This is a genomic window from Halanaeroarchaeum sp. HSR-CO (genome assembly GCF_024972755.1).
Lineage (GTDB): Archaea > Halobacteriota > Halobacteria > Halobacteriales > Halobacteriaceae > Halanaeroarchaeum.
This window is the reverse complement of record NZ_CP087724.1, coordinates 2,264,041-2,281,281: the sequence shown is the minus strand read 5'-3', so window position 1 is coordinate 2,281,281 and position 17,241 is coordinate 2,264,041. Positions and strand designations below refer to the sequence as shown.

At 64.9% G+C, this 17,241-nt stretch carries 26 protein-coding genes and 1 tRNA gene; 26 read left to right on the top strand and 1 reads right to left on the bottom strand.

Features of this window, described 5'->3' with window-relative positions:
• Nucleotides 1-72: 72 nt before the first annotated feature.
• Nucleotides 73-143, bottom strand: a tRNA-Gly gene (locus HSRCO_RS11935).
• A 210-nt stretch (nt 144-353) separates the two neighbouring features.
• On the opposite strand from HSRCO_RS11935, the gene HSRCO_RS11930 reads away from it, so the two are divergent.
• The 26 genes from HSRCO_RS11930 (at nt 354) to HSRCO_RS11805 (ending at nt 17,074) form a co-directional block, all read left to right on the top strand.
• The gene (locus tag HSRCO_RS11930; RefSeq protein ID WP_259517865.1) at nt 354-1,226 is read left to right on the top strand and encodes a putative RNA uridine N3 methyltransferase; all 873 of its coding nucleotides are present in this window, start codon (nt 354-356) and stop codon (nt 1,224-1,226) included.
• Between the two features lie 4 nt (nt 1,227-1,230).
• Complete coding sequence (locus HSRCO_RS11925) at nt 1,231-2,244, top strand: 50S ribosomal protein L3 (protein WP_259517864.1); 1,014 nt, start codon at nt 1,231-1,233, stop codon at nt 2,242-2,244.
• Between the two features lie 3 nt (nt 2,245-2,247).
• Entirely contained in the window at nt 2,248-3,000 is a 753-nt protein-coding gene (gene rpl4p / locus HSRCO_RS11920) for a 50S ribosomal protein L4 (RefSeq protein ID WP_259517863.1), read from the top strand.
• Nucleotides 2,997-3,251 carry a 50S ribosomal protein L23 gene (locus HSRCO_RS11915; protein WP_259517862.1) on the top strand — a complete coding sequence of 85 codons (255 nt, stop codon included), beginning with the start codon at nt 2,997-2,999 and terminating at the stop codon, nt 3,249-3,251. Before rpl4p ends, HSRCO_RS11915 begins: the two co-directional genes overlap by 4 nt.
• Nucleotides 3,252-3,253: 2 nt before the next feature.
• Nucleotides 3,254-3,976, top strand: coding sequence for a 50S ribosomal protein L2 (locus HSRCO_RS11910; RefSeq protein WP_259517861.1), 723 nt, complete (start codon nt 3,254-3,256; stop codon nt 3,974-3,976).
• Between the two features lies 1 nt (nt 3,977).
• Nucleotides 3,978-4,403, top strand: coding sequence for a 30S ribosomal protein S19 (locus HSRCO_RS11905; RefSeq protein ID WP_259517860.1), 426 nt, complete (start codon nt 3,978-3,980; stop codon nt 4,401-4,403).
• A gap of 3 nt (nt 4,404-4,406) precedes the next feature.
• On the top strand, nt 4,407-4,886 hold the full coding sequence (locus HSRCO_RS11900) for a 50S ribosomal protein L22 (RefSeq protein ID WP_259517859.1): 480 nt from the start codon (nt 4,407-4,409) through the stop codon (nt 4,884-4,886).
• Nucleotides 4,886-5,791: a 30S ribosomal protein S3 gene (locus HSRCO_RS11895; RefSeq protein WP_259517858.1), complete on the top strand. Its 906-nt coding sequence runs from the start codon at nt 4,886-4,888 to the stop codon at nt 5,789-5,791. The genes HSRCO_RS11900 and HSRCO_RS11895 overlap by 1 nt, the downstream gene beginning before the upstream one ends.
• A complete protein-coding gene (gene rpmC, locus HSRCO_RS11890; RefSeq protein WP_396266401.1) occupies nt 5,788-6,069 on the top strand; it encodes a 50S ribosomal protein L29 in 282 nt (93 codons plus the stop codon). The genes HSRCO_RS11895 and rpmC overlap by 4 nt, the downstream gene beginning before the upstream one ends.
• On the top strand, nt 6,069-6,434 hold the full coding sequence (locus HSRCO_RS11885) for a ribonuclease P protein component 1 (protein WP_396266400.1): 366 nt from the start codon (nt 6,069-6,071) through the stop codon (nt 6,432-6,434). Before rpmC ends, HSRCO_RS11885 begins: the two co-directional genes overlap by 1 nt.
• Complete coding sequence (locus tag HSRCO_RS11880) at nt 6,425-6,754, top strand: 30S ribosomal protein S17 (RefSeq protein WP_259517857.1); 330 nt, start codon at nt 6,425-6,427, stop codon at nt 6,752-6,754. Before HSRCO_RS11885 ends, HSRCO_RS11880 begins: the two co-directional genes overlap by 10 nt.
• Nucleotides 6,754-7,152: a 50S ribosomal protein L14 gene (locus HSRCO_RS11875; RefSeq protein WP_259517856.1), complete on the top strand. Its 399-nt coding sequence runs from the start codon at nt 6,754-6,756 to the stop codon at nt 7,150-7,152. The genes HSRCO_RS11880 and HSRCO_RS11875 overlap by 1 nt, the downstream gene beginning before the upstream one ends.
• A 2-nt stretch (nt 7,153-7,154) precedes the next feature.
• The gene (rplX, locus tag HSRCO_RS11870) at nt 7,155-7,511 is read left to right on the top strand and encodes a 50S ribosomal protein L24 (protein ID WP_259517855.1); all 357 of its coding nucleotides are present in this window, start codon (nt 7,155-7,157) and stop codon (nt 7,509-7,511) included.
• A complete protein-coding gene (locus HSRCO_RS11865) occupies nt 7,508-8,218 on the top strand; it encodes a 30S ribosomal protein S4e (protein ID WP_259517854.1) in 711 nt (236 codons plus the stop codon). The genes rplX and HSRCO_RS11865 overlap by 4 nt, the downstream gene beginning before the upstream one ends.
• On the top strand, nt 8,218-8,742 hold the full coding sequence (locus HSRCO_RS11860; RefSeq protein ID WP_259517853.1) for a 50S ribosomal protein L5: 525 nt from the start codon (nt 8,218-8,220) through the stop codon (nt 8,740-8,742). The genes HSRCO_RS11865 and HSRCO_RS11860 overlap by 1 nt, the downstream gene beginning before the upstream one ends.
• Nucleotides 8,739-8,909: a 30S ribosomal protein S14 gene (locus HSRCO_RS11855; protein WP_259517852.1), complete on the top strand. Its 171-nt coding sequence runs from the start codon at nt 8,739-8,741 to the stop codon at nt 8,907-8,909. Before HSRCO_RS11860 ends, HSRCO_RS11855 begins: the two co-directional genes overlap by 4 nt.
• Nucleotides 8,910-8,911: 2 nt before the next feature.
• Nucleotides 8,912-9,304 (top strand): 30S ribosomal protein S8, encoded by a 393-nt coding sequence (locus HSRCO_RS11850; RefSeq protein WP_259517851.1) that lies wholly within the window; start codon nt 8,912-8,914, stop codon nt 9,302-9,304.
• Between the two features lie 4 nt (nt 9,305-9,308).
• Complete coding sequence (locus HSRCO_RS11845; RefSeq protein ID WP_259517850.1) at nt 9,309-9,845, top strand: 50S ribosomal protein L6; 537 nt, start codon at nt 9,309-9,311, stop codon at nt 9,843-9,845.
• Nucleotides 9,846-10,562 carry a 50S ribosomal protein L32e gene (locus tag HSRCO_RS11840; protein WP_259517849.1) on the top strand — a complete coding sequence of 239 codons (717 nt, stop codon included), beginning with the start codon at nt 9,846-9,848 and terminating at the stop codon, nt 10,560-10,562.
• On the top strand, nt 10,555-11,019 hold the full coding sequence (locus HSRCO_RS11835) for a 50S ribosomal protein L19e (RefSeq protein ID WP_259517848.1): 465 nt from the start codon (nt 10,555-10,557) through the stop codon (nt 11,017-11,019). The genes HSRCO_RS11840 and HSRCO_RS11835 overlap by 8 nt, the downstream gene beginning before the upstream one ends.
• Nucleotides 11,019-11,567: a 50S ribosomal protein L18 gene (locus tag HSRCO_RS11830; RefSeq protein ID WP_259517847.1), complete on the top strand. Its 549-nt coding sequence runs from the start codon at nt 11,019-11,021 to the stop codon at nt 11,565-11,567. Before HSRCO_RS11835 ends, HSRCO_RS11830 begins: the two co-directional genes overlap by 1 nt.
• A gap of 3 nt (nt 11,568-11,570) precedes the next feature.
• Nucleotides 11,571-12,206, top strand: a complete 636-nt coding sequence (locus HSRCO_RS11825; RefSeq protein ID WP_259517846.1) for a 30S ribosomal protein S5 — start codon at nt 11,571-11,573, stop codon at nt 12,204-12,206.
• Nucleotides 12,206-12,673 (top strand): 50S ribosomal protein L30, encoded by a 468-nt coding sequence (locus tag HSRCO_RS11820; protein WP_259517845.1) that lies wholly within the window; start codon nt 12,206-12,208, stop codon nt 12,671-12,673. The genes HSRCO_RS11825 and HSRCO_RS11820 overlap by 1 nt, the downstream gene beginning before the upstream one ends.
• Nucleotides 12,674-12,675: 2 nt before the next feature.
• The gene (locus HSRCO_RS11815; RefSeq protein WP_259517844.1) at nt 12,676-13,137 is read left to right on the top strand and encodes an uL15m family ribosomal protein; all 462 of its coding nucleotides are present in this window, start codon (nt 12,676-12,678) and stop codon (nt 13,135-13,137) included.
• Nucleotides 13,138-13,140: 3 nt separating this feature from the next.
• The gene (gene secY / locus HSRCO_RS11810; protein ID WP_259517843.1) at nt 13,141-14,619 is read left to right on the top strand and encodes a preprotein translocase subunit SecY; all 1,479 of its coding nucleotides are present in this window, start codon (nt 13,141-13,143) and stop codon (nt 14,617-14,619) included.
• Nucleotides 14,620-14,875: 256 nt separating this feature from the next.
• Entirely contained in the window at nt 14,876-17,074 is a 2,199-nt protein-coding gene (locus HSRCO_RS11805; RefSeq protein ID WP_259517842.1) for an amino acid permease, read from the top strand.
• The last annotated feature ends 167 nt before the right edge of the window (nt 17,075-17,241 follow it).

The following is a 17,241-nucleotide window of genomic DNA, read 5'->3' as shown; positions in this document are numbered from 1 at the left end:
CAGAGCGATTTCGTCTCACCAGCATTGCTCGCAATGGCAAAGCCATTGCTCGCGGATGTGGTTCGACAGAACTGCGCTGGCTGGGATTTGAACCCAGGTTGTGACCATGGCAAGGTCACGTGATACCACTACACTACCAGCGCCCTGTTGCAATTTATTCTGAACCGGTGGGCATGAATAACCCTTTCGAAACGGTCGAGTAGGTCGCACCGATGTCGCCACTTGCGAACCGAATATTCACCACTCAACCGGCGTGCGAGGCCCTCACAGCCGGCATTGGAAACGCCACCCTTTTATGGACATAATCTGTACGTCGACTACAGTCTCATGGTGAGACGCGGACGCGACACGGCATGACGCGCAGTGTGCTCGTGCCGTCATCCCTCGTCCGGGAAGCCGAGGACAAACGCGAGGCAACTCGCAAACTCGGCTACGTGGCCCGTGCGGCCGCGGTCTTCCGGGCCGACCGCCTCGGAATCTTCGACGATTCCGACGGCGAGCGTCGATGGGGTGGCGGGTTCGTCGAGACCGTGCTGCGGTACGCCGCGACGCCGCCATACCTCCGAAAGGAGGCCTTCGGCACGCGGGACGAACTGGAGTACGCCGGCATCCTGCCGCCGCTTCGCGTTTCAGCATGGACCGGCTCCGAATCGAGCGGTTCGGGGTCGTTACGACAGGGAATAGTGACCCAGGTCGGATCTGAAGGGCGCGTTCGGGTCAATTGCGGTCTGCAACACCCGATCTCCCTCCACGTCCCGCCATCGATGGCGGTCGAGGAGGGGGAGCGCGTGACCATCAGGGTCTCTTCGCGACGACCGGTTCGTGCGAAGCTGGTCGACGAACCCCTTCCGGGGTTCGTCGTCACTCGGACGAACCTCCGGGATGCCCTCGACCGTCCCGACGCAGGCTTTCGCGTCGCCACGTCCCGTCACGGGACACCCGTAACGGTGTCCTCGCTGGCGGGACTCGTAGAGCGCGTCGCCGCCGACGGGCTGACCGTCGCCTTCGGAGCACCGGGTCGTGGCCTCCCCGACATTCTGGACGTCGACGTCCGGGATATCGGGGCCGCGACCGGCTCCGCGACGGCCGGCGAGGGCGACCCCACCACCGACGCCCCAGCGGGATTCGACGCCTGGCTGAACACGATCCCAGACCAGGGGAGCGAGACGGTGCGAACTGAGGTAGCGATGTTCGCATCACTCGGCTGCCTGACGCTCACGGAGTGATACGATGCCACAACCAAACCGACCACGCAAAGGCTCGATGGGGTTCAGCCCCCGCAAGCGCGCGGCCACCGAAGTGCCGCGCTTCAACACGTGGCCCGACGACGACGGGCAGGTCGGTCTGCAGGGATTCGCCGGCTTCAAGGCCGGGATGTCCCACGTCGTCATGGTCGACGACCAGGCCAACTCGCCGTCAGAAGGGATGGAGCAGTCCGTCCCCGTCACCGTCGTCGAGGTGCCGCCCATGCGGGCGGCCGCCGTTCGCGCGTACGAAGACACGCCGTACGGTCGCAAGCCACTGACTGAAGTGTGGGCCGAGGACCTCGACGAGGACCTCGACCGCGCGCTCTCCGTCCCCGACGGGGACCAGAGCGAGAATCGAGAAGCACTGACCGAGGCGCTCGAAGCCGGGAGGGTCGCGGATGTCCGCGTCATCTCCCACACGGTACCACGTGCCGTTCCGAGCGTCCCAAAGAAACGCCCCGACATCATGGAGAACCGCGTCGGCGGCGGCACCATCGACGAACGCGTCGAATTCGCCCTCGACCTCATCGACGAGGACGGCTCCTACGAGTTCGGCGACGTCTTCCGCGCCGGGGAGTTCCTCGACGTGGCTGGCGTCACGAAGGGCAAAGGCACCCAGGGCCCCGTCAAGCGCTGGGGCGTTCAGAAGCGCAAGGGCAAACACGCCCGCCAAGGCTGGCGGCGCCGCATCGGGAACCTCGGCCCGTGGAACCCGAGCCGCGTTCGCTCGACGGTTCCACAGCAGGGCCAGACCGGCTACCACCAGCGCACGGAACTCAACAAACGTCTCATCGACTTCGGCAACGAAGACGACGTCACCGTCGCTGGTGGCTTCCCCAACTACGGGGAGGTCGAGGCCGACTACGCGCTCGTCAAGGGCTCGTTGCCGGGCCCCGAAGGCCGCCTCGTCCGGTTCCGACCGGCCGTTCGGCCGAGCGAATCGCCGCGCCTCGACCCAGAGGTGCGCTACGTGAGTACCGCAACCAACCAGGGATAAATCATGCAGGCAACAGTACGAGACCTGGACGGCGACGAATCCGGCAGTACGGAGCTGCCGTCGGTGTTCGAGACACCGGTACGCCCCGACCTCATCCGTCGGGCCGTCCTCGCCGCCCAGGCCAACCGAAAACAGGACTACGGTGCCGACGAGTTCGCTGGGATGCGAACGCCGGCCGAGTCACCCGGGAGTGGTCGCGGTATGGCCCACGTTCCCCGCGTGAACGGACGGGCCGCTCGCGTCCCGCAGGCCGTCGGCGGCCGCAAGGCACACCCGCCGAAGGCCGAGAAGGACCAGACTCTCTCCGTCAACACGAAAGAGCGGAAATCGGCCGTCCGCAGCGCCATCGCGGCGACTGCCGACGCCGACCGCGTGGCCGACCGTGGCCACCGCTTCGACGAGGACGTCGAACTGCCGCTCGTGGTCGACGACGCGTTCGAAGACCTCGTGAAGACGAAGGACGTCGTCGCGCTGCTCGAGGACCTCGGCGTCGCCGAGGACATCGAGCGTGCCGACGACGGCTCGTCCATCCGTTCCGGCCAGGGCAAACTTCGCGGCCGCAAGTACCGCACACCGAAATCGATCCTCTTCGTGACCTCCAGCGAGTCCGGTCCGTCGAAGGCCGCCCGCAATCTCGCGGGTGCCGACGTCGCCACCGGCGCCGAGGTGAACGCAGAGGACCTCGCACCCGGCGCGGCGCCGGGTCGACTGACCATCTGGACCGAGAGCGCCCTCGCGGAGGTGGCCGAGCGATGACGGATATCATCGACTACCCGCTGGTCACCGAGAAGGCCATGAACGACATGGACTTCCAGAACAAGCTCCAGTTCGTCGTGGATATCGACGCCACGAAGCCCGAGATTCGCGACGAGGTCGAGTCCAGTTACGAGGTCACGGTCGACGACGTGAACACGATGATCACGATGAAGGGCCTGAAGAAGGCGATCGTGACACTCTCTGAAGAGGACGACGCACAGGACGTCGCCTCCAGAATCGGGGTGTTCTGACGATGGGACGACGCATTCAAGGACAACGACGCGGTCGCGGGTCTCCGACGTTCCGCGCCCCGTCGCACCGATACAAGCAGGAACTCACCCACAAAGACAACGAAGACGGCGAACTGCTCGCCGGCGAGGTCGTCGACGTCGAACACGACCCCGCCCGCAGTGCACCGGTCGCCCGCGTCCAGTTCGAGGACGGCGACGAACGCCTCGTCCTCGCACCCGAGGGCGTCGGCATCGGTGACGCCATCGAGGTCGGCATCTCCGCCGCCATCGACCCCGGCAACACCCTTCCGCTGGGCGAGATTCCCGAGGGCGTTCCCGTCTGCAACGTCGAGAGCCAGCCAGGTGACGGCGGCGTGTTCGCCCGCGCGAGCGGCGTCAACGCCGACCTGGTCACCCACGAGCAGGACGTCGCCGTCGTCCAGCTCCCCAGCGGCGAAGTCAAACGTCTCTCGCCGGAGTGCCGCGCCACCATCGGCGTGGTCGCCGGCGGTGGCCGGACCGAGAAGCCGTTCGTCAAGGCTGGGACGAAACATCACAAGATGAAAGCCCGGGGCACGAAGTGGCCGCGGGTTCGCGGGGTCGCGATGAACGCCGTCGACCACCCCTTCGGTGGCGGCGGCCGCCAGCACCCCGGGCGCCCGAAATCCGTCTCGAAGAACGCCCCGCCCGGACGGAAGGTCGGGGACCTCGGTTCCCGGCGCACCGGCAGAGGAGGGAACAAGTAACATGAGCGATTCGGAATACCGAACCGGCCGCGAGGGTGAGTTCACCTATCGCGGACACGACCTCGAGGAGTTGCAGGCGATGAGTCTCGAGGAGGTCGCGGAACTGCTCCCCGCACGACAGCGGCGAACCATCACTCGAGGCCTCGGCCCCGAGTACGAGAAACTGCTCGAGGAGGCGCGTGATTCCGAGCCCGAGGAGACGGCCAACGATCCGATCCGGACCCACCTCCGGGACATGCCGATCATCCCGGAGTTCGTGGGACTGACGTTTGCCGTCTACTCCGGTCAGGAGTTCGAACGCGTCGAGGTCGAGCCCGAGATGATCGGGCACTACCTCGGCGAGTTCCAGTTGACGCGTAACTCGGTCGAACACGGCCAGGCGGGTATCGGTGCGACCCGCTCCTCGAAGTTCGTGCCACTCAAGTAAATCATGGGAATCAACTACAGCATCGACGTCGACCCCGAATCCACCGCGAAAGCAATGGTTCGGGAGCGGCCCATGAGCTTGAAGCACAGCAAGGCAATCGCCCGCGAGATCAAGGGCTCGACGGTCGCCGACGCGAAGGCGTACCTCGACGCCGTCATCGCCGGCGATCGCTCGGTCCCGTTCCGCCAGCACAACAGCGGTGTCGGACACCGTTCCGACATCGACGGCTGGGACGCCGGACGCTATCCGGAGAAGGCCAGCGAGGAGTTCCTCTCCCTCCTGGAGAACGTCTCGAACAACGCAGCACAGCAGGGATTCGACGCCGACGAGATGGAGATCATTCACGTCGCCCCTCACAAGGTCGGCGAACGCCAGGGCCGCAAGCCTCGGGCGTTCGGTCGTGCCTCCCAGTGGAACACCCCCGAGGTGGACGTCGAACTCGTCGTCGCCGAACCCGGCGAAGCGGAGGAGGGTGATACATAATGGCAGACGAACTCGAATTCATCGAAGAAGGGCTCCAGCGCTCACAGATCGACGAGTTCTTCGCTGAAGAACTCGCCCGCGCCGGCTACGGTGGCATGGACGTCGCCCACACCCCGATGGGAACCCAGATCGTCCTCAAGGCCGAGAAGCCCGGGATGGTCATCGGCAAGGGCGGGAAGAACATCCGCAAGATCACGCGCCAGCTCGAGGAACGATTCGACCTCGAGGATCCGCAGATCGACGTACAGGAGGTCGACGAACCCGACCTGAACGCACAGATCGTCGCGGACCGCCTCGCGAACGCGCTCGAGCGCGGCTGGTACTTCCGGAAGGCCGGACACACGACCATCGACCGGATCATGGACGCCGGCGCACTTGGCGCCGAGATCGTCCTGGCCGGCAAGGTTACCGGTGCCCGCTCGCGGGTCGAGAAGTTCAACCGCGGGTACATCAAGCACAACGGTGAACCCGCCGAGGAGATCGTCGACGCCGGACAGGGCGTCGCGGTGATGAAACTGGGCACCATCGGTGTCAACGTCAAGATCATCCCACCGAACGCCGAGCTCCCCGACGACTTCCGTATCGAGGAGGACGCCGACATCTCCGACCTCATCGTCGAAGAGGAAGGCGAATCCGTCGAGGAACTCCTCGAAGGGGAACCGGACGAAGAACAGACCGAAGCGGCCGCCGAGGACTTCGAGGAGGTCGAGACGCCGACGGGTGACCCCGAGGAACTCGACGAGGAAGTCATCGAGGAGGAGGTCGTCGAGGACGTGGAGGACGAACTCGACGAACTCGAAGACGAAGTGGATGACGTCGAAGACGACTTCGAAGACGTCGACGAGGACGCCGAGGCGGAAGCCGAGGAACTCCTCGAGGACGCCGACGAGGAGGGTGAGGAATGATCCTCCACCCAGAGGAACTCCGCGATATGACGCCGGCCGAACGGCAGGCCGAACTCGAGGAGATCGAGACGGAACTACTGAACGACCGCGCCGTCAAGGCGGCCGGTGGCGCACCGGAGAACCCCGGACGGATCGGGGAGCTCCGCCGCACCATCGCCCGGATCAAGACGATTCAGACGGAGGAAGGCGACCCCGCGGAAGCGGCGTCGGGATCGCCGAGTGACGAGGAAGACGAGAGCGCGGCGACCGAAGAGCAGCAAGCGGAGACAGACGAATAATGGCACTGACACCCGAGACACTCCCGAAACACGAACTCGTCGGCCTGCACGTGCGGGTCGTCGAGTCGACCGACCCCAACCGGGTCGGTGTCGAAGGCCGCGTGGTCGGCGAGACCATGCGGACCCTTCGGATTCGGGAGGACTCGGGGGTCGTGCAGGTTCCCAAGGCGGGGACCACGTTCGAATTCGCGATCACAGATGAAGCCGCCGGAACCCGTGAGGGTACCGGGGCTACGGCGGAACCGTCCGACACCACGGCTGGGTCGGACGGCGACGACGTGACCTACGTTACGGTGGATGGCAGTACGCTGCTCTCACGACCCGCCTACCGAACCGAAAACGGAGTTACCAAACAATGGCAATAGGATTGAACGTACCAGAGCCCGACGGCACCTGCTCTGACGACGACTGTCCGTTCCACGGGACCCTTTCCGTGCGTGGACAAGTCATCGAAGGAGCAGTTGCCTCGACGGCCATGGAGAAGACCATCGTCGTCGAGCGAGAGTACGATGTCTTCGTACCGAAGTACGACCGGTATATGAAACGCCGGTCACGCGTTCCGGCCCACGCGCCGGAGTGCTTCGACATCGCAGAAGGCGACACGGTCCGCATCGCAGAGACACGACCGCTCTCGAAGACGAAATCACACGTCGTCGTCGAGATTGTAGACGGAGGTGAGGCCTGATGGAAGCCATCAAGGCCGACGTCACGCAGGGACTCGAGAAGGGTTCGCTCATCACGTGTGCCGACAACAGCGGCGCCCGCGAACTCAAGATCGTCAGCGTGTCCGGCTATCAGGGCACGAAGAACCGTCACCCGAAGGCTGGCCTGGGCGACACCGTCACGGTGTCCGTCACGAAGGGCACGCCCGAGATGCGCCGACAGGTGCTGGAGGCCGTCGTCATCCGCCAGCGCAAACCGATTCGTCGGCCCGACGGAACCCGCGTGAAGTTCGAAGACAACGCCGCCGTCCTCATCGACGACATGGGAGAACCCCGCGGGACCGAGATCAAGGGTCCCATCTCCCGTGAAGTCGCAGAGCGGTACGGCAGCATCGCGAGCACCGCGACAATGATCGTATAGATATGAGCAGACAACCACGCAAACAGCGCACCCGAACGGAACGCGCACCGCTGCACGAGCGACAGGACCAGGTGCGAGCGCACCTCTCCGAGTCGCTTCGCGAGCAGTATGACCAGCGCAACGTCCGCGTCAACGCGGGCGATACCGTCGAGGTCATGCGCGGCGACTTCGCCGGCGAAGACGGCGAAGTGATGGAGGTCGACCTCAAAGACGGCGTCGTCTACGTCGAAGACGTCACCATCGAATCGGCCGACGGCGAGGAGGTCCCGCGCGCCATCGAGGCGAGCAACCTCCGCGTCACCGACCTCGACCTCGACGACCCCGTCCGGGAATCGCGCCTCGAAGGTGATACCGAATGACTCGACACCAGAAACGACTCTCCGTTCCCAAGGCCTGGCCGGTCGAGCGGAAGACCGAGACCTTCACCGCGAAGGCCGGTGCCGGCCCGCACGGTGAGGCCGGCGTACCGCTCGTCGTGGTCCTTCGGGACGTCCTGGGCTACGTCGATAGCGCCAAAGAGGCGAAGTACGCCGTCCACCACGACGGTGTCCTCGTCAACGGCGACTCCATCAACGACATCAACCGCCCGATCGGGATGTTCGACATCCTGGCGTTCCCGGACCGCGATGAATTCTACCGCGTCTTCCCGGACCAGGGTGGTCGCCTCGGGCTCACGCCTATCGACGAGGACGCCGCCGACAGCCGGCTCGGGAAGATCGACGACAAGACGCTCGTGCAGGGCGGTCGCGTCCAGTTGAACCTCCACGACGGTTCGAACGTTCTCGTCGACGAGGACGACTACAGCGGCAACGACTCGGTCGTCATCGACAACGAGACCAAGGACATCGTCGCTCACTTCGTCTACGAAGAGGGCGCCCTCGTCACCGCCGTCGCCGGCAAGCACGCCGGTGACATCGGCGAGGTCACGCGAATCGACGTCACGCCCGGCAGCGCCGACAATACGGTCGCCGTCGAGACGGACGACGGGTCCTTCGAGACCATCGAGGACTACGTCGTCGTCATCGACGAGAACTTCGTCGCGGACGACGAGGAGGCTGAGGAGTGATGTCCGAGACCGAAGCCGACTTCCACGAGATGCGCGAACCGCGCGTCGAGAAGGTCGTCGTCCACATGGGCGTCGGCCAGGGTGGGGTCGACCTCCAGAACGCCGAGGAGATCCTCGAAGCGATCACCGGCCAGCAGTCCGTTCGGACGCTGGCTAAGCGCACCGAACCGGAGTTCGGGATCCGCGAGGGCGACCCGATCGGTGCGAAAGTCACCCTCCGCCACGACGCGGCCGTGGACTTCCTCGACCGCGCGCTGGCGACGACGTCCCTGTCCCGGTCGCAGTTCGACCAGACGGGCAACGTCAGTTTCGGCATCGAGGAGCACACCGACTTCCCGAGCCAGGAGTACGACCCGTCCGTCGGAATCTACGGGCTTGACGTCACCGTCAACCTCGTCCGGCCGGGCTACCGCGTCGCCAAGCGCGATACGGTCACCCGCCAGATCCCGTCGAACCACCGACTGACACCCGAGGACGCCATCGCGTACCTCGAGTCCCACTACGACGTGGAGGTGAGCGAATGAGCGACGCCGACGACGAGAACCACGACCAAGAGGAAGCGACCGGACAGTCCCACGCGTGCCGCCGCTGTGGCCGCGAACAGGGACTCGTCGGTAAGTACGACATCTGGCTGTGTCGACAGTGCTTCCGCGAGATCGCCCGCGACATGGGCTTCAAGAAGTATAGCTAACCATGACGGCAAACGACCCACTGGCAAACGCGCTCTCCGGCGTGAACAACGCCGAGAGCGTCGGGCAACTGACCCATACGGTAACGCCCGCTTCGAACGTGATCGGTGCCGTCCTCGAGGTCTTCTACGACCGCGGGTACATCGGCGGATTCGAGTACCACGAGGACGGCAAGGCCGGCGAGTTCGAGGTCGAACTGAAAGGGGCCATCAACGAGTGTGGCCCGGTGAAGCCGCGGTACTCCGCGAGCGTCGACGAGTTCGAGGACTGGGAGAAGCGATACCTCCCGGCCCGCGACTACGGGACGCTCATCGTGACGACGAGCCACGGCATCATGAGCCACTACGAGGCCCGCGAACAGGGCATCGGTGGCCAGATTATCGCGTACGTGTACTAGAATCATGCCACGAATAGAATGCGAACTTCCGGACGACGTGGACGCCACCGTCGACCGCTTCGACCTCACGGTCGAGGGGCCGAACGGGGCGGTCACGCGCCGGCTCTGGTTCCCCGACGTCACCGTCTCCACGACGCAGGACGCCGTGGTCATCGAGAGCGACGAGGACACCAAGAAGGTTGCCGCGACGATGGGGACCTTCGAGAGCCACGTCGACAACATGATCCACGGTGTGACCGATGGATGGGAGTACAGACTGCAGGTCCACTACTCTCACTTCCCGATGCAGGTCAACGTCGAGGGGAGTGAGGTCGTCATCGAGAACTTCCTGGGCGAGAAGGCGCCGCGACGGGCCGAGATCCGCGGCGACACCGACGTCCAGATCGACGGCGAATCCGTCGTCCTCAACGGCCCCGACAAGGAGGCCGTCGGCCAGACCGCCGGCGACATCGAACAGCTCACGCGAGTGAAGGACAAGGACACGCGCGTCTTCCAGGACGGCGTGTACATCGTCGAGAAACCCGGCACCGGAGGTGCCTAGATGTCCGACGACGAAATCACAGACCTAGATGACATCAGCGGGGTCGGCCCATCGAAGGCCGACGCACTCCGCGAGGCCGGCTACGAGTCGGTCGAGGACGTGAAAGCAGCGAGTCAGTCGGAACTGGCCGAACTCGACGGCATCGGCAACGCCCTCGCGGCCCGCATCAAGGCCGACGTCGGTGGCCTTGAAGTCGACGAAGAAGCGGCCGCCGAGGTCGAAGAGGCCGACGTCGAAGAAGCCGAAAAAGCGGAAGAGGAGCCCGTCGAGACGGAACTCCAGCCCCGCGGTCTCGTCGACAAGACGCCGGACCTCTCCGAAGAGGAGGAACGCCTGGTCCGCCAGCGACGGCGGGAGGGCAAGCCCCAGTTCAATCGGCAGGATTACCACATGAAAAAACGGACGCCGGAGTCCTGGCGTCGCCCCCGTGGTGGCCTCTCGAAGCAGCGCCGCCGCATCAAGGGCAAAGGCGACGTCGTGCAGGCCGGCTTCCGCACGCCCACCGCCGTTCGGGGCAAGCACCCGAGTGGCTTCGAGGAGGTTCGCGTGCACAACGTGGACGACCTCGAGGGCATCGACCCCGACACGGAGGCTGCTCGTATCGCTTCCGCGGTCGGCGCGCGAAAGCGCGAACGAATCGAAGAGGTCGCAGAGGACCGCCAGATTCGCGTCCTCAATCCTACCTACGTGGAAGTCGAGGTGACCGACGATGAGTGATCTGAGCGCACAGAAACGACTCGCAGCCGACGTCCTCGACGTCGGCGAGAACCGCGTCTGGTTCGACCCCGAATCGCAGGGCGAGATCCTCGAGGCGATCACCCGCGAGGACATCCGCGAACTCGTCCAGCAGGGCGTCATCCAGGCGAAGGACGCCCGGGGCAACTCGCGCGGTCGCGCACGGGAGCGCGACGAGAAACGTGCGTACGGCCACCGCAAGGGCCCCGGCACCCGAAAGGGGAAAGCCGGCGCCCGTCAGAACGCGAAGACGGCCTACGCCGGGCGCGTCCGCGCCCAGCGCCGGACGCTGCGCGAACTCCGCGACGACGGGACGCTGTCACCGTCACAGTACCGCGAACTCTACAACAAGGTCAACGGTGGCGAATTCGACAGCGTCCGTCGCCTGGAGACCTACATCGACGAACACGAAGACATCTCCACTGGAGGTGACGACTAATGGCAACCGGACCACGATACAACGTACCGATGCGGCGACGCCGCGAGGTCCGGACCGACTACCATCAGAGGTTGCGCCTGTTGAAATCCGGGAAGCCCCGGCTCGTCGCTCGCAAGAGCAACAGGCACATCAGGGCGCAGCTGATCGGCACCGGTCCGGACGGCGACGAAACCTTCGCGAGTGCCCACACCGGCGACCTGGCCGAGTACGGCTGGGAGGCTCCCACCGGGAATCTCCCCAGCGCGTACCTGGCCGGGTTCCTGGCCGGGAAGCGGGCCCTCGACGCTGGCGTGGAGGAGGCCGTCCTCGATATCGGCCTCAACACCGCTACGCCCGGTTCGAAGGTGTTCGCGGTCCAGGAAGGCGCCATCGACGCCGGCCTGGACGTCCCGCACAACGAATCGGTGTTCGCCGACTGGGATCGGACCCGTGGCGAGCACATCGCTGAATATGCTGAACAGCGCGAAGAGCCCCTGTACGGGGACTTCGACGCGACGACGCTGCCGGAGCACTTCGACGACGTGCTCGCAGCACTACAGGAGGACTAACATATGAGCCACGACACCTGGGAACCGAAGACACGCCTGGGTCGCCTCGTGCAGGAGGGCGAGATCGACGACATGTCGACCGCCCTCGACTCCGGTCTCCCGCTGAAGGAACCGGAGATCGTCGACACTCTCCTCCCGGGCCTGGACGACGAAGTCCTGGACATCAACATGGTCCAGCGGATGACCGACTCCGGCCGCCGGGTGAAGTTCCGCTGTGTGGTCGCCGTCGGGAATCACGACGGTTTCGTCGGCTACGCAGAGGGACGGGACGATCAGGTCGGCGGCGCGATCCAGAAGGCGATCGACATCGCGAAACTGAACATCATCGACGTTTCCCGCGGCTGTGGGTCGTGGGAGTGTGGCTGTGGCCGTCCGCACACGGTCGCGCTGCGCACCACCGGCAAGGCCGGTAGCGTCGAGGTCGAACTGATTCCCGCCCCCCGCGGGCTCGGCCTGGCGGCCGGGGAGACCGTGAGCCACGTCCTGGACCTCGCCGGTATCGAGGACATCTGGACGCGTAGTTCCGGGAAGACCCGAACCACGGTCAACTTCGCGAAGGCGACGTTCAACGCGCTGAAACACACGACCGAAGCTCGCATCCCCGAGCACACCATCGACGTCCGAGAGGTGATCGAGTGATGCAGGCGGTCGTCCAGCTCCGCGGCGACGTCAACATGTCCGAGGCCGTCGAGGACACCCTCGACATGCTCAACGTCCACGGCGTCAATCACTGTACGCTCGTTCCCGAGCGCGACACCTACCAGGGGATGCTCACCAAGGTCCACGACTTCGTGGCCTTCGGTGAACCCAGTGAGGACGTGCTGGTGACGCTGCTCCAGCGACGTGCCGAACCGGCCGAGGGCCGGATCGCCGACGTCGACGAGGAGTGGATCGCCGAGAACACGGACTACGAGGATTTCGAGGACCTTGCGGCGGCGCTGATCGCCGAAGAGACGACCCTCAAAGAGCAGGGTCTCTCGCCGACGCTCCGACTGCACCCACCACGTGGCGGCCACGACGGTATCAAACACGCCGCGACCACGTCGGGTCAACTCGGAAGACACACTACCGAGGAGATAGACGACCTCCTCAACGCGATGCGATAATCATGACCAGTAAGAAACGACGACAACGCGGCTCGCGGACCCACGGTGGCGGGACGCACAAGAACCGTCGCGGTGCGGGGCACCGCGGTGGCCGTGGTCGTGCGGGACGCGACAAACACGAGTTCCACAATTACGAACCGCTCGGGAAGAGTGGCTTCAAACGCCCGGAAAAAGCCCAGACCGAGACCGTCGAGGTCTCCGTCCAGAAACTCGACGAGGACATCGCGCTCCTCGTCGAGGACGGTATCGCCGAGGAGACGGAGTACGGCTACCGCCTGGACGCACGGGACGTCGCCGAGGACGGACACGACGCCGACGTCGTGAAGGTGCTGGGTGACGGACAGGTGCGCTCACAACTCGAAGTCACAGCTGACGCGTTCACCGAGTCGGCCGCAGCGCTCATCGAAGAAGCCGGTGGCGACGCCATCGTCTCCGAACGCGCACGCGAGGAATCCGAGGAATAACCCATGGGATGGAAGGAGACCGCTGAACCCGTCCTCACGCGGATGCCCGGTGTGGCCCGTCCGGAGGGCCACGTCCCGTTCCGCCGCAAACTCATGTGGACGGGCGTCGTCCTGATCCTGTACTTTTTCCTGACGAACATCAACCTCTGGGGCCTCCAGGGGAGCGGATCCGACCTGTTCGGTCAGTTCCGCTCGCTTCTCGCAGGTGGCCAGGGGACGGTGATGCAGGTGGGCATCGGTCCGATCGTCACCGCGAGCATCGTCTTGCAGCTGCTCGGCGGTGCGAACCTGCTCGGACTCGACACCCAGGATCCACGGGACCAGATGCTCTATCAGGGTCTCCAGAAGCTCCTGGTCATTGTGATGACGATCCTGACGGCCGCGCCGATGGTCTTCATGGGGAACTTCCTCCCACCGAGTCAGCAACTCGCTTCGAGTCTGGGCGTCGGTCTCACCGGGGTCCAGTTCATCATCTTCCTTCAGATCTTCATCGGCGGCGTCCTCATCCTGTACATGGACGAGGTCGTCTCCAAGTGGGGCGTCGGGTCCGGTATCGGGCTGTTCATCATCGCCGGCGTCTCCCAGAGCCTGGTCGGTGGGCTCTTCTACTGGGGCGGCGAGGGCGGCCAACAGGGGATCATCCCGCAGTGGATCGATATCCTCCTGGGACAGGCCGGCACCATCCCGCCGCTGCTGACCTCCGACGGCATCGTCTGGCTCCTCCTCGATGCGAGCGTCCTGGCGATCATCACGACGGTCATCATCTACGTCGTGGTAGTCTACGCGGAGAGCGTTCGCGTCGAGATCCCGCTCAGTCACGCTCGTGTGAAGGGCGCCCGCGGTCGCTTCCCGGTGAAGCTCATCTACGCCAGTGTCCTGCCGATGATCCTCGTTCGCGCGCTGCAGGCCAACATCCAGTTCCTCGGCCGCATCCTGTACTCCCAGATGGGAGATGCGATGCCGGCGATACTGGGCGCGTACACGGTCAGTGGTGGACAGGCCTATCCGGTCGGCGGTCTGTTCTACTACCTCGCGCCCATCTACAATCCGGGCGACTGGATGTGGTGGCTCGGTCAGACGGCGAACGAGCCCTGGCAGATCCTGCTCAGGGTCTCGGTCGACCTGACGTTCATGATCGTCGGTGGCGCCATCTTCGCCATCTTCTGGGTGGAGACCGCCGACATGGGGCCGGACGCGACGGCCCGGCAGATCCAGAACTCCGGGATGCAGATCCCCGGATTCCGGCAGAACGTCGGGGTCATCGAGAAGGTCATGGAGCGCTACATCCCGCAGGTGACGGTCATCGGCGGGGCGCTCGTCGGCCTGCTCGCCGTCCTCGCCAACATGCTGGGCACGATCGGGCAGGTGAGTGGGACGGGGCTCCTGCTCACCATCTCCATCACCTACAAGCTCTACGAGGAGATCGCCGAAGAGCAGATGATGGAGATGCACCCGATGATGCGCCAGATGTTCGGCGACTGACCGGGTCGGCACCGACCATTTCCCTTTTAGAACAACTCGTCTGCGCTGAATCTATCTCTCGCCACTCGATCGGGCAGCCTCGCCATCGCTCCATTGCGAACGGCCGACACGGGTTCCGGTGATTCCGTAGGTCATCCCTTCGTTTATTGGCGCAGGACCCTACCCACGAGTATATGAACGAATGGTCAATAGCCGTTGCTTCGGCTATCGACGGACTGAATGAATTCGACGAGCGTTTCGCACTTCTCGCCCGGTAATGGGGAAAGAACTGGAGCGCGACCTGGGACTTCCGTCGGTGACGGCCATCAGCATCGGCGCGATGGTCGGCAGCGGCATCTTCATCCTGCCGGGGTTGGCGATGACAATGGCCGGGCCGGCGGTGGTGTTCGCCTACTTCCTGGCCGGCGTGCTCGTGCTCCCCGCGGCGCTGAGCAAGTCCGAGATGGCGACGGCGATGCCCGAGGCCGGTGGGACCTATCTGTACATCGAGCGGGCGATGGGCCCGCTGTTCGGCACCATCGCCGGCGTGGGGGCGTGGTTCTCGCTGACGTTCAAGGGGGCGCTGGCGCTGGTCGGCGGCGCACCCTACCTGGTGTTACTGTTCGACCTCCCCGTGACGCCGGTCGCGCTCACCGTCGCCGTCCTCCTTATCATCTTGAACGTCGTCGGCGCGAAGCAGACCGGCCGGATGCAGATTGCTATCGTCGCGATCATGCTGGCGGTGATGGTCTGGTTTATCGTCGTCGGTGCGCCGAGCGTCGAGAGCGCCCGCTTCGAGGGCTTCTTCGACAGTGGATTCGAGGGCATCCTCGCTGCGACCGGATTCGTCTTCGTCTCCTACGCCGGCGTCACGAAGGTCGCCAGCGTCGCCGAGGAGGTGGAGAACCCCGACCGCAATCTTCCACTGGGGATCCTCGGCTCGCTCGTCATCACCGCCGCGATCTACGTGGCCATCGTGACCGTCATGGTCGGTGTCGCGAACGAGACCGCCCTGACCAACTCGGCCACCCCGATGCAGGTCGCGGCGACCAACGCACTGCCAGCGATCGGAGTCGCCGCGGTCGTCGTCGCTGCGCTGTTGGCGCTCATCAGTACCGCCAACGCTGGCATCCTCTCCTCGTCGCGATATCCGTTCGCGATGAGCCGCGACGGACTCGCCCCCGACGTCTTCGAGGCGGTCAGCGAACGGTTCGCGACACCGGTGAACGCGATCACGATAACGGGTGGGGTGTTGCTCGTCCTCATTGCCTTCGTCCCCATCGACGACATCGCCAAACTCGCCAGTGCCTTCAAGATCATGGTGTTCATCCTGATCAACGTCGCGCTTATCGCCTTCCGCCAGGGGTCGATCGAGGCCTACGATCCGAGCTTCGAATCGCCGCTCTATCCGGTTCCGCAACTGGTCGGAATCGTGGGTGGCGTCGTCCTCCTGCGGTACATTGGCTTCGTCCCGCTGGTCGGGGCCGTCGTCATCGTGGCTGGTTCGATGGTCTGGTATTACTTCTTCGTCGCCCGTCGGGGTGGGGTCGGTCGGGAGGGAGCGATGACCGACGCGGTCCGCCGACAGGTGGGCCGGGACGTCGTCGAGCAGACCGAATCCGAGGTCGAAAGCGACGGTCACGAAGTCCTCGTCGCCGTGACCGAACGGACGGCGTCCGACGTCGAGCGGTCGCTGATCGACCTTGCCACCGACCTGGCGCGAACCCGCGAGGGCGGCATCCGCGTCGCCCAGTTCGACGAGGTGCCCGATCAGATGCCCCTTCCCCAGTCGTCAGATACCCTCACCGAGGCGGATCAGGCGTTCGAAGCTCGAATGGCCGACCGTGCAACGGACTCGAAGATGCCGGTGCGGTACGGAGAGATCGTCAGCCACGACACCCGGCATGCAATCGTCAACTACGCCGAACGGGTTGGCGCCGATACGCTGATCATCGAGCGCACGACCGGTCACGACACATTGCTCCACAACGATGCGGACTGGATCGAGAATCACGCCCCCTGCGACGTCGTCGAGGTCACGAATCTGGATCACGACGCCGTCGAACACATCGGCGTCGTCACCGACGAGGGACCGTTCGATCCGGCCAAGGTCGGTCTGGCAGGCGCCCTCGGCGCGGCCGTCGGTGCGACCGTGACGTTTTATTTCCCCATCGGCGCAGACCCGCCCGAGAGTCGTCGGAACACGATCGACGACTACCTCTCAGAGCTCGTCGGAATGTGTGACGCGCCGGTCCAGACCCGGATCGTGGAGGCAGACACCGACGACGCGATCGAACGGGCGGTCGAGGACTCCGACCTTCTCGTGGTCAGTGGGACCCAGCGTCATCTCACGGACAGACTGTTCGGTCACCTCTCGGAGCTCCCGAGGGACGAAACGGAACACGGGACGCTCATCGTCTACGGTGCCAGTAAGCCGGGGCGACTCCGTCGGGCAGTCGAACGGCGGCTGTTCTGACGTTCGACTCGAACTTCTACGGGTAGTTGAGGACGGCGTCTTCTACCCCCTTTCGCCCAAACTTCCCCGTTTCCAGAAAAGTGTTCGGTCGGACCTGCGATTCTCTGTGAGCCCGGTTGACCCGCTCCTCCCGACCGAGGCCCCGCCGAGAACGGATTGTCACCGGT

Excerpts from the sequence above, each read along its gene's own strand:
- HSRCO_RS11895 (WP_259517858.1), top strand. The coding sequence starts at position 4,886 with ATGGCAGACGAACTCGAATTCATCGAAGAAGGGCTCCAGCGCTCACAG.
- HSRCO_RS11875 (WP_259517856.1), top strand. The coding sequence starts at position 6,754 with ATGGAAGCCATCAAGGCCGACGTCACGCAGGGACTCGAGAAGGGTTCG.
- HSRCO_RS11825 (WP_259517846.1), top strand. The coding sequence starts at position 11,571 with ATGAGCCACGACACCTGGGAACCGAAGACACGCCTGGGTCGCCTCGTG.
- HSRCO_RS11815 (WP_259517844.1), top strand. The coding sequence starts at position 12,676 with ATGACCAGTAAGAAACGACGACAACGCGGCTCGCGGACCCACGGTGGC.
- HSRCO_RS11900 (WP_259517859.1), top strand. The coding sequence starts at position 4,407 with ATGGGAATCAACTACAGCATCGACGTCGACCCCGAATCCACCGCGAAA.
- HSRCO_RS11855 (WP_259517852.1), top strand. The coding sequence starts at position 8,739 with ATGAGCGACGCCGACGACGAGAACCACGACCAAGAGGAAGCGACCGGA.
- HSRCO_RS11850 (WP_259517851.1), top strand. The coding sequence starts at position 8,912 with ATGACGGCAAACGACCCACTGGCAAACGCGCTCTCCGGCGTGAACAAC.
- HSRCO_RS11905 (WP_259517860.1), top strand. The coding sequence starts at position 3,978 with ATGAGCGATTCGGAATACCGAACCGGCCGCGAGGGTGAGTTCACCTAT.
- rpl4p (WP_259517863.1), top strand. The coding sequence starts at position 2,248 with ATGCAGGCAACAGTACGAGACCTGGACGGCGACGAATCCGGCAGTACG.
- HSRCO_RS11915 (WP_259517862.1), top strand. The coding sequence starts at position 2,997 with ATGACGGATATCATCGACTACCCGCTGGTCACCGAGAAGGCCATGAAC.
- HSRCO_RS11820 (WP_259517845.1), top strand. The coding sequence starts at position 12,206 with ATGCAGGCGGTCGTCCAGCTCCGCGGCGACGTCAACATGTCCGAGGCC.
- HSRCO_RS11845 (WP_259517850.1), top strand. The coding sequence starts at position 9,309 with ATGCCACGAATAGAATGCGAACTTCCGGACGACGTGGACGCCACCGTC.
- HSRCO_RS11885 (WP_396266400.1), top strand. The coding sequence starts at position 6,069 with ATGGCACTGACACCCGAGACACTCCCGAAACACGAACTCGTCGGCCTG.
- rplX (WP_259517855.1), top strand. The coding sequence starts at position 7,155 with ATGAGCAGACAACCACGCAAACAGCGCACCCGAACGGAACGCGCACCG.
- HSRCO_RS11880 (WP_259517857.1), top strand. The coding sequence starts at position 6,425 with ATGGCAATAGGATTGAACGTACCAGAGCCCGACGGCACCTGCTCTGAC.
- HSRCO_RS11925 (WP_259517864.1), top strand. The coding sequence starts at position 1,231 with ATGCCACAACCAAACCGACCACGCAAAGGCTCGATGGGGTTCAGCCCC.
- HSRCO_RS11830 (WP_259517847.1), top strand. The coding sequence starts at position 11,019 with ATGGCAACCGGACCACGATACAACGTACCGATGCGGCGACGCCGCGAG.
- HSRCO_RS11840 (WP_259517849.1), top strand. The coding sequence starts at position 9,846 with ATGTCCGACGACGAAATCACAGACCTAGATGACATCAGCGGGGTCGGC.
- secY (WP_259517843.1), top strand. The coding sequence starts at position 13,141 with ATGGGATGGAAGGAGACCGCTGAACCCGTCCTCACGCGGATGCCCGGT.
- HSRCO_RS11805 (WP_259517842.1), top strand. The coding sequence starts at position 14,876 with ATGGGGAAAGAACTGGAGCGCGACCTGGGACTTCCGTCGGTGACGGCC.
- HSRCO_RS11835 (WP_259517848.1), top strand. The coding sequence starts at position 10,555 with ATGAGTGATCTGAGCGCACAGAAACGACTCGCAGCCGACGTCCTCGAC.
- rpmC (WP_396266401.1), top strand. The coding sequence starts at position 5,788 with ATGATCCTCCACCCAGAGGAACTCCGCGATATGACGCCGGCCGAACGG.
- HSRCO_RS11910 (WP_259517861.1), top strand. The coding sequence starts at position 3,254 with ATGGGACGACGCATTCAAGGACAACGACGCGGTCGCGGGTCTCCGACG.
- HSRCO_RS11860 (WP_259517853.1), top strand. The coding sequence starts at position 8,218 with ATGTCCGAGACCGAAGCCGACTTCCACGAGATGCGCGAACCGCGCGTC.
- HSRCO_RS11930 (WP_259517865.1), top strand. The coding sequence starts at position 354 with ATGACGCGCAGTGTGCTCGTGCCGTCATCCCTCGTCCGGGAAGCCGAG.
- HSRCO_RS11865 (WP_259517854.1), top strand. The coding sequence starts at position 7,508 with ATGACTCGACACCAGAAACGACTCTCCGTTCCCAAGGCCTGGCCGGTC.